Genomic DNA, 15,592 nt, shown 5'->3' with positions numbered 1-15,592 from the left:
GAGTGGAGCGCAGACGATATTGACCAAATGGCGCCGCGTAGCCGTGCTCGGTTAATCAATTCCTTGCCAGGTTTTAAGAGCGCTAATCTGATTGGCTCCACGGATGGGCAGGGGAACGATAATCTTGCTATTGTCAGCTCGGTGATTCATTTTGGTTCTAACCCGCCGCTACTTGGCTTTGTGTCGAGGCCAAGACCTGCGCAACGCGATAGCTTAACTAACATCCTCACCACGGGTGTGTTTACCATCAACTCAGTGACACGCGAGTGCGCACTGCAGGCCCATCAAACCTCGGCGCGTTATCCTAGTGACGTAAGCGAGTTCGATGAAACGGGGCTGACTCGCTATTACCATGACGATTTCGCAGCGCCCTTCGTACTCGAAAGTCCAATAAAAATCGGATTAAAATTGGTTGAGCATATCGTGATTCAAAGCAATCAAACAGAAATGTTGATTGGTGAAGTGGTCAGATTATTGCTGCCAGAGCAGGCAGTGATGCCCGATGGGTATCTTGACCACGATCAGTTAGAAACCGTGACCATCTCGGGTCTAGATAGTTACCACGTCACGCAGAGAGTCCATCGATTGAGTTATGCAAAACCAGACCAACCGCTTCACCCCCTTACCCTAGAGGGCGAACCCTCCTCATGGCAAGCGCCATACAGCGAAGAGGGTTTACCCTAACGCCAAAGCACTATAAGGTGTTGATTCTTCATGTTGTGATACTCAAGGATTTGCCATGAACAGCACCATAGACACGTTATTGAATCACCGCTCCATTCGTGAGTTTACGTCTGAGACGATTGGCCCTGAGCAGCTTGACACTGTGCTCAAAGCGGGATTAGCGGCATCATCATCGAGCTTGTTACAGGTGGTCTCAGTGATTCGTGTGACAGACCCTGGCAAGCGGGCACGTCTGGCCGAATTTGCCGGCCATCAGTCTTATGTGGCGAGTGCGGCCGAGTTTCTCGTGTTCTGTATCGACTACCAGCGCCATGTGGAACTCAACCCAAATGTGCAGGCAGATTTTACCGAGCTAACGTTAATCGGTGCTGTCGATGCGGGCATTATGGCGCAAAACTGTTTGGTAGCGGCAGAGTCGATGGGGCTCGGTGGCGTTTACATTGGTGGTTTGCGTAATCGCGCGGCTGAGGTAGACGAGTTGTTGGGTTTACCACAGCACTGCGCGGTGTTATTTGGCATGTGCCTTGGGCATCCCGCTCAAGATCCAGATCTAAAACCGAGATTGCCGCTAGAGGTGATTGTCCATCAAAATCACTATCACCCGCTCGATAAACAGGCCGTTGCACACTACGATGAGACCATGCACACCTATTATCAACAGCGCTCTAGCAACAACAAGCAGAGTGGTTGGTCAGAGCAAGTGACGGCCAAATTGTCGGGCGAATCTCGCCCGCACATCTTGGGTTACTTGAATAGTAAAGGATTGGCAAAGCGCTAACCCTTTATCCACCTCAGAGCTTAGCGAGCGGCGAACCTTTAGGTTTGCCGCTGTTGTTTCTTCTGTTGGCTTTTTTAACCAGTGCGATCAAGGTTGAGCTCGACCAAGCACTGGTTTTTGGTGAAAACTGACTGCGGTTCATCGCCTCCAACTCGGCGTGGATAGATGCCCGCAACTCTTCTGACATCGAGACTTCATCCAACCAGATCGCTGCCAGACGGTTGGCTTGCACATAGTCTTGTTGGCGCAGCGCCTCAATCAACGAACCAGCGCTGTTTAGCGTGGGTTCACGGTTTTGTTGCTCAGTGGTCAGCGTGTGAAGCGCGCGTTTGGTGCGCCACCACAGCCCAAGGGTAATCAACCAACCCAGCGCGAGTAGCGCGCTCAGCAAAGGCCAAAAACCACGCTCAATGGCGGCAGTGGGTGGGACAGTCTCGACGGGCGCCGCAGCGGTAATTGAGGGCGCAGTAGAGGCATGGCTTGTGACGGCAGGCTTGATGCTCAGCGTCAAACCATCAACGATTGCTTGGCGCTGGGTCTGTGTGGTGGTGTCCCACCAATCCACGCTGACCTCAGGTAGAGTGATCTCTCCGGTCAGTTGAGGGATCAATACTTGTTTTAACTCCATGCGAACGACACCTGGTTGTGGTTCGCTCACCTGCGGCTTTTCGTCGTATTGGCGCACAGACGATGGGTAGGTTATGGACAGGCTGGGTAACTGTTCAGCGCTGATCCCAGTGACCTCAAGGGTGAGGGTTCGCGTGATGGAATCGCCTAACTCTAAGCGGTTCGTCGCATCACTGAGCGCGCCTTGTGATGTTTGCCACTGCTGACGCAGAGTCAGCTCTGAGGCAGGTAGCCAGGTGCCTTGATAGTCGCTCGGTTTATCCAATACGTTGATGGTGTACCCTTTCGCAGCAGTGCTGGCATCAATCAAGCGGGTACTCCCGTCACGCTCACTGCCGTAGACGATACTGCCGCGAAAGCCAATACTGTGCAGTGTTTGTGCACCCGGTGTGGTCGCCGTGACTCGATAGTCTTGATCGACAATGGTGACCTCTAATCCATCTATCACACTTTGGTATTGGTTGGGTTCTCCAAGCGGCGAGAGCGTCAGCCCTTGAGCTTGAGGGGCGATAACCTGCGGATTTTGTAGTCGACGCGGATTGGCCTTGACGATGAGCCTAGTGCGCAAGGTGGCACTTTCACCTGGATAGAGTGTCTCTTTGCTTAATGTGGATTGGATTTCAATTAAATCCGAGACTTGTGGCGGATTTTGATCGGCCAAGACGGTGATCTCAATCGGCTCAGAGCGCGCACCGCCGACCTCAAAAGCGGGGATCACTGCGGTGCCAATGCGACTGGCAGCCAGTGAGAGATTCCATTCGCTGCGTGTTGAACGGTTGCCATTGATGATGTTGAGCGAGGAGCCAAAGCTTGGTCGCCCTAGATAAAAGTCATCGCTAAGCAGATTAAAATCAATGTCATCCGATTCGGCTTTTTGATCCAGTACCACACGCAGTTGGAATACCTCATTTTTCACGACCCGATTTTTACTCACGGTGACCTGAAGCGTGGCGGCGCTGATGGCGCTAGACCAAAGGAAAAAAAAGATAAAAAGGGATCGAAACGCTGTCATTACCATGTTTTTCCTGTTGATGCTGGGGGAGACTTTTGCTGCGCTTGCAACAGCAGTTGCGCGCGCAATAGGCGGCTAGGATCGCGTGCGGCTTCGACTTGCTCAAGTTTACGCAGCGCGGGATCGATCTCGTTGGTCTTGGTGTCGCCGAGTGTTGCCGATGTGTTAGGCGGCTCAGTTTGGTCGTTTGCCTCCTGCGAACCTCTCTCTTGCTCTGACATCGAGTCTTGTTCAGAAGTCGTGGATTGCTCTGTAGTTGAAGATTGCTCTGAACTAGAAGAGTTCTCAGAAGTAGAAGGTGCCTCGGACGTAGACGGCTGCGAAGGATTGCTCTCTTGGCTTTGCTGAGGTTCATTGTTTGGGCGCGGTGCTTCGTCTTGTTGCTCGGGCTGCGCGCTAGCGTTGCCTTGAGAGTTTTTACCAGATTGGGAATTAGGCTGAGACGCGGCTTGTTCAGATTGCTCACCTGATTCACCCCGCTGTTGCTGCTGTTGTAGCGCTTGTTCCACAATCGCTTTGTTATGGCTTGCCGATGAGAGCTCTGGGTTAAGCGCCAACGTTTGCTCATAGTGCTCAATGGCGGCGGAATATTGACCGCTTTGTGCGAGTGCATTGGCGAGGTTGTAGTGCTGGTTGGCCGTTTTTGCGCCGCTTAGGTTTTCAATGGCGGCGTCAAAATCGCCCGCTTGATAGTGTGCCAAGCCTTGCCATTGCGCATCGTTAAACTTCTCGGCGGCGGCTGAGTAGTTACCCGAGAGATAATCTTCATACGCTTGGAGATCTTGAGGTTTAAACGGGTTAGCGGCAACCTCCTGACTGGGCGAGAGCCAGAGCAGCGGCACTAGCAGCGCCGACAGCAAGACGCCACGGCGAAACAGTAGAAGCGAGAGCAGCACGATGAGTGGCAGCAGCCAATAGCCTTGGTTGACCTGATCGCTGACCGATTGATGACTGACGGCGCGAGTGGCTTGGTCGGTTTGATTCATCACGCGGTGAATGAGGTTGATGTCGTCGTTTGTCACCTGAACGGGCACAAAAATACCTCCGCTGGTGGACGCCAAGCGGCGCATATTATCAAAATTGCTTTTCGCGACCACCGTTTGGCCGTTATGCGTCAGCAATTGCCCATCTTGCAAAGGGATTGGCGCGCCGCTTTCAGTACCAATAGCCAAGACCGACAGCGACCAAGCACCAGAATCGATCAGCTCGGCGCTGCGTGTTTGCTCGTCATCATCCAGATCATCACTAACAAGCAAGATATGGCCGCGATCTAAGCCCGCATTTTTCATCAACTCAATCGCTAGTTCGATACCTTTGTCTGCCCGAGCGCCCGGGTAGGGCATGATGTCAGGTGAAAGATTTGGCAGCAGGTTGAGCATGGTTTGGCTGTCTGAGGTGAGCGGGCTTACCACATACGCGTCCCCGGCGTAAGCAATCAGCGCGGTGTCACCCTCTTGCCATTGGGCCAATAAATCCGACACCTTGTATCTGGCTTGGCTCAAACGATTGGGTTTGATGTCATTGGCGTACATGGACATCGACATGTCCATCACTATCACTCGCGCTTCGGTGCTGGAAAACGCCGGTCGCTCTGCTTGGCTAAAACTTGGCCCTGATAGCGCAACGATGGCAAGCGTCAGCATTGCGCCTAGCAGTGGCAATAGTCGATGAGTGGGCTGTGATGAGCTCATACCAAGCGCGGCAGCAATGTGCGGCGCAATGAGCGTATGGCTATTTTGACGTTTGCTGAGCCAGTACAGCAATGCATAGGTGGGCAGCAGTGCCCACAACCACATCGGGTAGAGTAGCGTAAAGTCAGACATGATGCCTCCGCACGATAATCAGGCCGAGTAGGGTGAGAAGGGCGAGCGTGAGCGGGACATAAAACCATTCAGTTTGAGGGCGCCAGACTTGCGTTGCCAACGAGACAGGCTCAAGCGCATTAATGGTGTCGTAGATGGTGGCGAGCTCATCGGCGTTTCTGGCCCGAAAGTACTGCCCGCCGGTTGTCTCAGCGATTGCCATCAAGGTCCGTTCATCGAGATCATGGGCGGTATTGACTTTACGGCTCATAAAGAACTCTTTGACAACCATTTCACCGGCGCCGACACCGACCGTATAGATGGTCGCGCCATATTGCTTGGCAATGTCTGCGGCTTCAAGAGGATTAAGAACGCCCGAGGTGTTCGAACCATCACTGAGGAGGATCATCACGCGCTGCGGCGCATCACTGTCGATAAAGGTTTTGGTCGCAAGGCCAATTCCTTCACCGATGGCGGTTTTTTCACCGATTAAGCGCAAAACCAATTGATCCACTTGTTTGGCGACGGTACGTCTGTCTAGGGTCAGTGGCGTTTGCAGATAGGCGTGATCAGCAAACAGCACCACGCCGATCCTATCGCCTTCCCGTTTGGCGACAAAATCATTGACCACCTGTTTGACTGCGCTCAGCCGATCAATGTAGTCGTCCCCTTGAAGCATGTCTTGCTGGCTCATCGAATAAGAGAGATCGAGCACTAACATTAAGTCACGGTGTTTCGGCTGTATTGTGACGGGATCGCCAAACCACACCGGTCTCGCCGCCGCGAGTAACAGGAGTAGCCAAGTGAGTGAGAGGAGCAGACGTGTGACGCGCAAATTCGGCGTAGCCTGGGCTGCGCCCTGAGGTAAAATGGGCAGATAGAGCGGCGTTCGCTGCGCGCTGGCAGGAGCGAAGCGGTAAACCAACAAGGGCAGCGGCAGTGCAAACAGCACCCACCACCACAGCAGTTGCCAATCAGCCTCGAACAGGGCCACGAGATTTCCTCCGTTTCTTCGGTGGCAGCGCGTGCTCTATCCAATGGGCGCAGTGTTCGATCAACGCCTGAGACTCATCATTGTGTTGCTTGCTGTAGAGTGCATGTTGCCATTTATCGTAATTGTCGGCAAAGAGCGGGGTGCTCAATTGCTCATCCAAAAATAGATACCACTCTTTTCCTGTTAGCTGAGCGATCTCTTCGCGTGGGAAATAGCACAACGCCGATTGGCGAACCAACTCAATCGCTGATGAAGGTGTGCTGCCTTGTTTCAAAATGCGTAGGGCGGCTTTTTTCGGTGCAAGGCGTTTTTTCTTCCAGTGGGTGAAGCCCCAAATAGCGAGCAGCGTCATGATACCGGCGGCGATACTCGCCCACCATGCCCAGGTAAGCGGTAGCCAACTTGGTGGCGAGGGTAATATCATAGGGTCTAGCGGCAGCAATGAAGATTGACTGTTCGAGCTCATTCTAAAATCCGTGTAATTGTTGTTGTAGTGGTTGTGCACTAGAGAGTGCGCTGACGCTCATTCCTAGTTTAAGCGAGAGCCTAGAAAGCTGATTTTGCTTGGCTTTAAAGGCGGCTTCAATGTTTTTTCGCGTTGTTTTTTTTCCAAAATCAATCCATTGGGTATGCTGACGATCCGTCACCTGTTCGCAGCCGCGAAAATCAGTGACGCCTTGCTCTAGAGGATCCCACAACTGCACGATGCGCACGCGATTGTGGGTGTTGAGCCCAGATAGGGTGATCTCATCTTGTTCTGTCAGTCGGGCGAAATCGCTCAGTAAGATAATATCGCTGCCCTTGGGACAGAGACGGTTGAGTGCTTCCAGCGCGGGTGCCATCGAGCTGTTTTGCGTGACGTGATGGTTCATCAGCGCTTTTTGGTGTTCATTGACCAAAGCGTGATTGAGTGCCAACGCCCCTCGCTGCCTTGGAAGGGGCTTGAGGTCAGTCAGTGTTGAGCCGGTATCGATGACGGCGCCGATTCTATCTTGCCCTTCGGTGGCTATCCACCCGGTGAGCGCGGCAAAATGCGCCGCTTGCACCGACTTTAGTAACAACGTTGAGCCGAACCTCATGCTCGGACTGAAGTCGACATAGACGATAACCGGCTTTTCGCGTTCTTCACTAAACAGTTTGGTGTGTGGCTTGCCTGTGCGCGCCGTGACGCGCCAGTCGATGCTTCGAATGTCATCGCCATGTTGATATTGTCGTACTTCACTGAAATCCATCCCGCGGCCAAGTTGGCGACTTTGGTGTTGCCCTGCCATTTGTGACCACAAACTTTTGGCTGGTGGCAGCCATTTCACCGCGTGCTGCTTAAGATGAAGCAACTCCTTCATGGTGAGGTTCACACCATCACTATGAGGCGGCAGTGTCGGCGTAGGGAGGACGGTATTTTCTATGGCCATGTTTATGCGCTACCGACCAGAGAGAGCAAGGTAGAGACCACGTGATCGCGGCTGATGCCTTCTGCTTGGGCTTGGTAGGTCAGCAGTAGTCGATGTCTTAGCACAGGGTAGGCCATTGCTTGGACGTCTTCTGGCGTAACAAAATCTCGCCCGGCCAACCAAGCGTGAGCGCGTGCGCATCGATCCAGTGCGATGGTGGCGCGCGGGCTGACGCCCATCTCCAGCATCGTTGCAAGGTTGTCGTCGTACTGCTCGGGCTCGCGGGTCGCCATCACCAATCGGATGATGTACTGCTCGACGCTCTCAGCCATATGTACGTTGAGCACTTCTTGTCTGGCGGTGAAAATATCGTGTTGCGAGAGTTGCGGTTTCTGCGCGCCGACTTCGCCTTTGGCTTCACCGCGGTTTAAGCGCAGGATCGCGAGCTCACTGTCGGCGTCAGGGTAGCTGACGTTAAGGTGGAGCAAAAAGCGATCAAGCTGAGCTTCAGGTAAGGGGTAGGTACCTTCTTGCTCTATCGGGTTTTGTGTCGCCATCACCAAAAACAGCTCGGGCAGCGGGTAGGTTTGTTTGCCGGCAGTAATTTGCTTTTCTGCCATGGCTTCTAGCATTGCGGCTTGCACTTTGGCGGGGGCACGGTTGATCTCATCAGCGAGCAGCAACGAATGGAAAATCGGGCCCGGTTGGAAGCGAAATTCCCCGGTTTCTGGTCTAAATATGTCGGTTCCTGTCAAATCCGCCGGCAATAAATCCGGTGTAAACTGCACGCGATGGAAGCTGCCTTCAATGCAATCGGCTAGGGCTTTTACCGCGCGTGTTTTAGCAAGCCCCGGTGGTCCTTCGACAAGGATGTGGCCGTCAGCCAAGAGTGCAACAAGCAATTGCTTGACCAATTCACTTTGACCAATCACTTGACCGTTCAAATAGTGTTGCAGCTGTGATAGAGCGTGAGTGTGCATGAGCCGTATCTCTCCATGAGTTCTCGCCATAGGCGATAGCGCAGGTTAAGTCTCTGATATTGAGAACAATTAGAATATGGGTATTTTCCCTCGAGATACAACTCTTTCCCCGGTCAATTGACCAAAATTTTGCCAATGGGCATAAGACATTGTGGAAATACAACCAAAGTGTGAGCTAGTCTAAATGAAAGAGGTAAAGTAATGCTTAAACCTTACGATATAAGTAAAGTGAATAGCACACTCGATGGCTTAGACTCTGTGAAAGCAGTCTGTCGCGGGATGTGCTTGTTTGTGCAATAGGGCTAGGATCAGCATGATAAATTTGAACTCCATTAGTATTAAACAGAAAGTGGTCGCAGGGATTACCTTTGCGGTACTGGCGTCTACCATCATTGTCGGCGTGATGGCTCAACGTCAAGCGAGAGCAGTATTAGAGCATCGCTTGATCGATATTGAGTTGCCAACCATGCTGGAAAAAATCAAAGGGGAAATCGACAACGAAGTGACCCAGTTGTTGATGGCAGCACAACAGATCGCCAACAATGAGTTCACCCAGCAAGCGATCAACACTCGTAATATCGATGCCGATAGCGAGCGTCTTTTGGTGAAGTCACTAAATAACGTCCGCACGCAGTACAAGCTCAACGATGCGTCAGTGGCCAACCGAGAGACCGCCTACTACTGGAACCAAAATGGCTTCCTACGTGAGCTTAACAAGCAGCAGGATGGTTGGTTCTTTGGCTTCACGCAGTCAGGCAATGCGACTATGGTCAGCATGTTCCAAGAGGCCAGCGGTGAAGTGAAGATGTTCGCTAACTTCCAGCAAGTCGACGGGTTCTCCATGTCAGGGGTGTCAAAATCAATGGATGATATGGTGAAGCTACTGAATGGATTCAAGATTGAGCAAACCGGCTTTGTCTTTTTAACCAACGCCAAAGGTGAAGTACAAATCCACCGCGACCAAAGCCAATCAAAAGCGACATTGGCGCAACTCTATGGTAGCAACGCGTCTGATCTATTGGATAAGTCAGACTTTAACCTTGTCCAAGCGAATTACAACGGCCAAAACGTCTTTGTTTCTTCCACTTATATTCCGGTCATGGATTGGTTTGTAGTGGGCGTGGTACCCGTAGATGAAGTGTTCGCGGATTTGACCAAAGTGGCGCATCAAATGCTGATCACGACCATTGTCGTCGCGGCACTGTTTATTTTGATGGGGCTGTTTTTGGCCAACAGCATTGCTAAGCCGATTCGTGCGATTGCACTGCGTTTTAGCGATCTGGGCAAAGGTGATGGCGATCTTTCTCAACGTATCGAGATCAAAGGTCGCGATGAAATCGGTCAATTGTCAGAAGGGTTTAACGGCTTTATTGAGAAGATTCATCAATCAATGAAAGAAGTAGCCTCGACCAGTAGTGCGCTTCAGTCAGCGGCGGATGGGGTCTCACACAAAGCCAATACCACACACGACAATAGCCAAGTGCAGCGTGATCAAACCATACAAGTCGTGACCGCTATCAACCAGATGGGCGCCACCATCAGTGAGATCGCAACCAACGCTGCCACTGCTGCGGAAACTGCAACCCAAGCGTCCGACAACAGTGAAGTGGGGCAACAAGTGGTTAGCAAAGCGAAAGATGCCATCAGTCGTCTCGCACTTGATATCGAAAATACCGGTCAAGTGGTGGAGCAGTTGGCGTCGACAACGCAAGAAATTGGCTCCATTTTGGACGTGATTCGCGATATTTCCGAGCAAACCAATTTGTTGGCGCTCAATGCGGCGATTGAAGCGGCACGTGCGGGCGAGCAAGGTCGAGGCTTTGCGGTTGTGGCGGATGAAGTCCGTAACCTCGCCAGTCGAACCGCCGATTCGACCGAAGAGATCCAAAAGATGATCAACCAGTTACAAAGCGATGCCAAAGACGCGGTAACGGCGATGGAGGCGGGTAAATCCGTTACGGGTGAAGGGGTGTCTGCGTCGGACGAAGCGGTGAAAGTGCTGCTGAGTATCTCAGAGCGTATCCATGACATCTCGGATCGCAACACTCAAGTGGCGACAGCGACGGAGGAGCAATCTACCGTGGTGCACACCATCAACCAGAATATTGAAGAGATCAACGCCATCAATGAAGTGACCACTAGCACGGCGGAAGAGTTAGCAGCAGCGAGTACTGAATTGAAAGAGTTGTCCGTTCGGTTGGATAAAATGGTTGGCAGCTTCAAGCTATAACGGCGTTCAACGCTTTCACGTGTCAAACTAGAAACTCTGGGGTTAAGTAGGTAAACTTGCCCCAGTTTTATTTTGGTAAGGGTATGTCAATCATGAGTGATGTTGAAAAAGAACTGGAGCTGATGTCTCAAGAGATGGGGGATGAGCCAGAGGTGGCATTGCCATCAATCGAAGAGCAAAAAGCCATCGCACAAAAGCTGAAAGAGCTTGAAGCCGAAGGTAAATTGACTCCAGAGGTATTGGAAGAGTACTTTGGAAAATTCTACGCCAAGACGGACGCGCCGATTCACTGATTGCGCTGGTTTACTTGGTCAAGAAAGCAGAAGAGAAGGTTGGCATTGCCAACCTTTTTGCTTTTTATCCCCTATGGCCGTTGTGTTGATCGACGTGGGCGCGGCGCCAACGACTATCTGGCGACGACTTGGTTTCTCCCCGCCTTTTTCGCCTCATACAGCGCTTGGTCAGCACGCGATACCGCTTCACTCCAAGTATCATGCATGGTGAGGCTGCTGACTCCAAAGCTTGCTGTGCAGAATTCATCGTGTTTGGGAAGCAAGTGAGTGCGCTCAATGACCTGACGCAGCTTCTCTGCGACAAATTCAGCGTCTTCAAGTGACGTTTCGGGCAAAATGAGCAAGAACTCTTCACCGCCGTAACGAAAGCAAAAATCGTTGGCGCGGGTTTCTACGTGCAGGATACGACCGATACTGTTTAACACGCGATCGCCTGTTTGGTGGCCATAGAAATCGTTGATCTCTTTAAACCGATCAATATCCAGCAACACGAAAGAGAGGTCGGTTTGAAAACGGCGTGCTCGGGCGGACTCTTTGGGTGCTAATTCAGACAGTGCACGTCGATTATAGAGTTGGGTGAGGTCGTCTTTCAGGGATGTGTCGTAGATGGTGGCGACCAAGCGACCGGTTAAGAGCCAAGTGATCGAAAAACCAATAAAAATCACCATAGAAATGAGAGAGATGAACGCCAGTTGGTGTACTAAGCCTGACTGCATGAAATCCTGAATTTGTTGTTGGAACGGCAGAGTAGCGACGCGAAACAGGCTGTATCCACCTTGAATAATCATGGCAATAGAAAGTAAACGTTTTGAGCCAGGGATGTCTTTGTGCGTCCCTTTGAGGTTGGCGTATAAGGTGAGGAAAGACATTAATGCAATAAAGCTTGCGACCAAAAAAATCCGTACATTAGTCGAGGGGGAAAAATAGGTAAAGTAGGTCAGCCCCAAAATGATCAACGGCAAGCCATAGTAGCCGATGTTCGCCAAACGATGAGGAAAGCTGCGCAACAAGCACACGCCGTGGAGCAGCAAAACAAAGCTGAGCACAATCGCTGAATTGGCGATGATTTTTGAGATCCAGTAAGAGGTGTGATTACCAAAACTCAGAAATAGAAAACCCACGCCGAGCAAAAGCAGCGCTAGCGCTATGGTATTGATTCCCCTAATGTTTGGCTGTAGGCGCTGAATCAGCAAAAGCCCACACGCGTACGTAAACGACAAAAAAACACAAATCACCGACAAGGTCGGAATATCTAAACGCGGCAAGTTTATGATCCATTTGATTTATTTGTGTTTAAGTGTAGTTGATATAATTGTGTTTAATAGAAAAAGACCACCGAATTCGGTGGTCTGAGTAAATAAAAGTGACCGATGGCTCGATCGCGCGCTGGGTGTGGCTTATTTCACACGCCAAGCGATGGTTTCGCCGCCACGAATAGGAACCACGATGTCGTCACCAAACGGCATGGTTGCTTCGACCGACCAGCTCTCTTTCACCAAAGTGACGGTGTCGCTGTTGCGAGGAATACCGTAAAAATCGGGGCCGTTGTGGCTGGCGAAGGCTTCCAGTTTGTCCAGTTTTCCTTCGTTCTCAAACACTTCAGCGTAGAGCTCTAACGCTGCGTGTGCCGTGTAAGAACCCGCACAGCCGCAAGCCGCTTCTTTTTTGCCCTTGGCGTGTGGTGCCGAATCGGTGCCTAAGAAGAACTTCTTGCTGCCACTGGTGGCCGCTTCAATCAATGCTTTTTGGTGGGTGTTGCGTTTAAGGATCGGCAGGCAGTAGAAATGTGGGCGAATGCCACCGACAAGCATATGGTTGCGGTTGTAGAGAAGGTGGTGAGCGGTAATCGTTGCTGCCACATTGTCATTGGCGTTATTCACAAACTCAGCGGCATCGGCAGTGGTGATGTGCTCAAGCACAATCTTTAGATTAGGGAAGTCATTGACGATTGGCGCAAGTACAGTGTCGAGGAACGCTTTCTCACGATCAAAAATATCCACGTCGTGATGAGTCACTTCGCCGTGGACTAACAGCAGCATGTCCACCTCTTGCATCGCTTCAAGCACGGGGTAGATATTTTTCGCATTGGTCACCCCAGAATCGGAGTTAGTGGTCGCACCCGCTGGGTAGAGTTTCGCTGCCACCACTTTGCCTGACGCTTTCGCTTGGCGGATATCTTCGGCGGTGGTGTTGTCAGTCAGATACAGCGCCATCAATGGTTCGAACTGCTCACTTGGCTTTTCTGCCAGGATGCGCTCTCGGTAAGCCAGCGCCATATCGGTGTTGGTCACAGGTGGGATAGTGTTTGGCATGATCAGCGCGCGGCCGTTGTAGCGACTGATGTCACGCACGGTGTCTTTGAGTACGTTACCGTCGCGTAAGTGAACATGCCAGTCGTCAGGACGTGTGATCGTAAGTGTTGTCATTGATTGCTCCCACCATAGATTGAATTATCGGATTGGAGCCTAAACGCGGCGAAAAATGTGAAGGCAAACGCTTACGTTTAGGCGACAGGATGATAGAGCAAAGTCACTGGAATTTCATCTACTTTCTCGGATTTTGACCGATTTCGCCTTAAGTATCCGCGCGCTGCAGCGTATACTGCTGAGACAATCATTACGCTTAGGATTAGCAATGTCAGCGCCAGATTCTTCACAACAACCGCAACTCTCCCAAATCAATGTCTACCCCGTCAAATCGGTGGGCGGTATTGCACTCTCGACCTCGTGGGTGGAAAAACAAGGTCTCACGTTTGACCGTAGCTTTATGCTTGCGACTGCCGATGGTCAAATGGTCACCGCGCGCAAATTCCCGCAGATGGTCACGGTTCGTTCCAGTTTAACGGCAGATGGGCTGGTGATGACCGCCGAGGGGCATGCGCCACTTCGCCTACGCTACGACGCGTTTAAAATGCAAGCGGCGTCTGCTCAAGTGTGGAATGACCGATTTACTGCTTACACCACCACGGATGAGGCCGATGACTGGTTTAGCGCGGTCATTGGTCAACGGGTCGAGCTGCTTTATACCGGCGAACAGTCCAATCGTGTGCGTGAAAAGCTGGGTCACAATGTCAGCTTCGCTGATGGTTATCCGCTGCTTGTTATCAGTCAGGCGTCGCTTGATGAACTCAACCGCCGTAGCCCTGAACGCCACGATATGGATCAGTTTCGTACCAACTTAGTGGCGGGCAACACTGCGCCTTTTGAGGAAGATCGCTGGAAGCGCATTCGAATCGGTGACGTTGAGTTCGAAGCGGTGAAGCCTTGTGAGCGCTGTGTGTTGACCACAGTGGACGTAGAAAAAGGTGCGTTTCGTCGAAGTAAAGAGCCTTTACAAACCTTATCGCAATTTCGCGCCAATGAGCGCGGTGGCGTGTTCTTTGGTCAAAACTTGGTCGCAAAGAACGAAGGCTTGATTCGACAAGGTGATGATATAGAAGTGTTGGAATACAAAGAGCCAGAATTCTACGCTGACAAAGGTCAACTGAGTCTCTCTGCTGTGGAAGCGCCAGTGCCGGACTCAGTAAAATCGCTGACCATCAGTGTCAACGGCAACATCTTCAGTGGTGATAACCAACGCACCTTACTTGAGCAAGCGGAGGAAGCGGGTATCCCGATGGCAAACAGTTGTCGTGCTGGGCTGTGTGGTGCGTGCCGCGTTACGGTGGAATCTGGCGAAGTGGACCAAGAAGATGTGCCGGCACTTCATGGCTTTGCTCACGAACCGGGGTTAGCGTTAGCTTGCTGCTGTGTGCCGAAATCGGACATCGAAGTCATCAGTTAAATAGATCAGTTAAATAAAGAGATACCCTTACCTCTGAAATGAAACAAGCCCCAATTTCGCGGAAGATATGCAGCATATAATCCGTGCGATTGGGGCCTTAATGTGAGATGGGGTCTCACTATCCGCTGACAACAATAACCGGTGTGTCGTTTTCCTGTGCAAACAGCGCAATCTCTTCCGGCGGCGCTTCGTTGGTGATGACTAAATCAATGTCGGCCAAGGTACCCAGTTTTACCATCGCATTGCGGCCAAATTTACTTGAGTCGACGCCAAGAAAGACACAACGGCTATTTTCCATAATTGCGCGTTTGACGCGCACTTCATGATAATCGAAATCCAGCAATGAGCCATCGAAGTCAATTCCGCTGATGCCCAAGATGCCGAAATCGAGGCGGAACTGGGAGATGAAATCCAGTGTCGCTTCACCCGTCACACCGCCGTCCTTACCGCGTACTTCGCCGCCTGCCAAGATGACTTTAAAGTCCGGTTTGCTCATTAATAGCGTGGCGACATTGATGTTGTTGGTGACGATACGTAAGTTTTGATGCTTGCTCATCAGTGCACGTGCGACGGCTTCAGGCGTTGTACCGATGTCGATAAATAAGGTGGCACCGTCAGGGATGTGAGTCACAAGTTCTTGTGCTACTTTGCTTTTTTCCGATTGGTGAGACACTTGACGGATTTGATAGGAAGAATTTTCTGAGCTTGAGACAATGGTCGCGCCGCCGTGGTTACGGCGGATCTTGTTCGCCTCGGCCAGCTCGTTTAAGTCACGACGAATTGTTTGTGGGCTGACATCAAAACGCTCAACTAACTCTTCGGTACTGACGAAACCTTGGGTTTGAACGAGCTCGATGATCTCTTGATGACGTTTTAATGCTTTCAAATTCACTTCCTTATTAAATGGCGTACAACACAGAAGTGTACGGACAGTCGAAGAGAAAAGCCAATGAACTTGGTCGTTCGAAGTGAAAGTATGCGCGTTTTCAGAAAATGTTCACAAAAACGCGCGTGACGA

The 15,592-nt window shown here is 51.4% G+C and carries 14 protein-coding genes; 5 read left to right on the top strand and 9 right to left on the bottom strand.

Annotated elements, in window-relative coordinates; all coding sequences use genetic code 11:
• Positions 1-684, top strand: a 684-nt coding sequence (locus AC6R1O_RS09110) for a flavin reductase family protein (RefSeq protein WP_500656904.1), incomplete at its 5' end; no start/stop codon positions are given.
• A gap of 55 nt (positions 685-739) precedes the next feature.
• Positions 740-1,462 carry an oxygen-insensitive NADPH nitroreductase gene (gene nfsA, locus AC6R1O_RS09105; protein WP_500656903.1) on the top strand — a complete coding sequence of 241 codons (723 nt, stop codon included), beginning with the start codon at positions 740-742 and terminating at the stop codon, positions 1,460-1,462.
• A 13-nt stretch (positions 1,463-1,475) separates the two neighbouring features.
• Here the strand turns inward: nfsA and AC6R1O_RS09100 are convergent, their stop codons facing one another.
• Genes AC6R1O_RS09100 through AC6R1O_RS09075 form a run of 6 tightly spaced genes read right to left on the bottom strand, consistent with a single transcriptional unit; the run spans position 1,476 to position 8,268 of the window.
• Positions 1,476-3,101: a protein BatD gene (locus tag AC6R1O_RS09100; RefSeq protein ID WP_500656902.1), complete on the bottom strand. Its 1,626-nt coding sequence runs from the start codon at positions 3,099-3,101 to the stop codon at positions 1,476-1,478.
• Positions 3,101-4,924 carry a VWA domain-containing protein gene (locus AC6R1O_RS09095; RefSeq protein WP_500656901.1) on the bottom strand — a complete coding sequence of 608 codons (1,824 nt, stop codon included), beginning with the start codon at positions 4,922-4,924 and terminating at the stop codon, positions 3,101-3,103. Before AC6R1O_RS09095 ends, AC6R1O_RS09100 begins: the two co-directional genes overlap by 1 nt.
• The gene (locus AC6R1O_RS09090; protein WP_500632100.1) at positions 4,917-5,897 is read right to left on the bottom strand and encodes a vWA domain-containing protein; all 981 of its coding nucleotides are present in this window, start codon (positions 5,895-5,897) and stop codon (positions 4,917-4,919) included. Before AC6R1O_RS09090 ends, AC6R1O_RS09095 begins: the two co-directional genes overlap by 8 nt.
• On the bottom strand, positions 5,878-6,363 hold the full coding sequence (locus tag AC6R1O_RS09085) for a DUF4381 domain-containing protein (RefSeq protein WP_500632101.1): 486 nt from the start codon (positions 6,361-6,363) through the stop codon (positions 5,878-5,880). Before AC6R1O_RS09085 ends, AC6R1O_RS09090 begins: the two co-directional genes overlap by 20 nt.
• Position 6,364: 1 nt before the next feature.
• Positions 6,365-7,309, bottom strand: a complete 945-nt coding sequence (locus AC6R1O_RS09080) for a DUF58 domain-containing protein (protein ID WP_500632102.1) — start codon at positions 7,307-7,309, stop codon at positions 6,365-6,367.
• Positions 7,310-7,311: 2 nt separating this feature from the next.
• Positions 7,312-8,268 carry an AAA family ATPase gene (locus tag AC6R1O_RS09075; RefSeq protein WP_500626746.1) on the bottom strand — a complete coding sequence of 319 codons (957 nt, stop codon included), beginning with the start codon at positions 8,266-8,268 and terminating at the stop codon, positions 7,312-7,314.
• Between the two features lie 313 nt (positions 8,269-8,581).
• Here AC6R1O_RS09075 and AC6R1O_RS09070 point away from each other — a divergent pair, with 313 nt between their 5' ends.
• Complete coding sequence (locus tag AC6R1O_RS09070) at positions 8,582-10,498, top strand: methyl-accepting chemotaxis protein (protein WP_500632103.1); 1,917 nt, start codon at positions 8,582-8,584, stop codon at positions 10,496-10,498.
• 92 nt (positions 10,499-10,590) lie between these two features.
• Positions 10,591-10,791 (top strand): restriction endonuclease subunit S, encoded by a 201-nt coding sequence (locus tag AC6R1O_RS09065; protein ID WP_334552116.1) that lies wholly within the window; start codon positions 10,591-10,593, stop codon positions 10,789-10,791.
• Between the two features lie 113 nt (positions 10,792-10,904).
• On the opposite strand, the gene AC6R1O_RS09060 is transcribed toward AC6R1O_RS09065, so the two are convergent.
• Together AC6R1O_RS09060 and pyrC are read right to left on the bottom strand one after the other, a co-directional pair.
• Positions 10,905-12,056: a GGDEF domain-containing protein gene (locus AC6R1O_RS09060; RefSeq protein ID WP_500632104.1), complete on the bottom strand. Its 1,152-nt coding sequence runs from the start codon at positions 12,054-12,056 to the stop codon at positions 10,905-10,907.
• Between the two features lie 132 nt (positions 12,057-12,188).
• A complete protein-coding gene (pyrC, locus tag AC6R1O_RS09055) occupies positions 12,189-13,217 on the bottom strand; it encodes a dihydroorotase (protein WP_500632105.1) in 1,029 nt (342 codons plus the stop codon).
• 208 nt (positions 13,218-13,425) lie between these two features.
• On the opposite strand from pyrC, the gene AC6R1O_RS09050 reads away from it, so the two are divergent.
• Positions 13,426-14,574, top strand: a complete 1,149-nt coding sequence (locus AC6R1O_RS09050; protein WP_500656900.1) for a YcbX family protein — start codon at positions 13,426-13,428, stop codon at positions 14,572-14,574.
• Between the two features lie 118 nt (positions 14,575-14,692).
• On the opposite strand, the gene AC6R1O_RS09045 is transcribed toward AC6R1O_RS09050, so the two are convergent.
• Positions 14,693-15,460 (bottom strand): DeoR/GlpR family transcriptional regulator, encoded by a 768-nt coding sequence (locus AC6R1O_RS09045; protein ID WP_334552112.1) that lies wholly within the window; start codon positions 15,458-15,460, stop codon positions 14,693-14,695.
• Between the last annotated feature and the right edge of the window lie 132 nt (positions 15,461-15,592).

Source organism: Vibrio sp. R11-SG3-ISO3-SZ, from assembly GCF_059834345.1.
The sequence above is the reverse complement of the archived record's forward strand: the minus strand, read 5'-3'. Positions and strand labels throughout refer to the sequence as shown.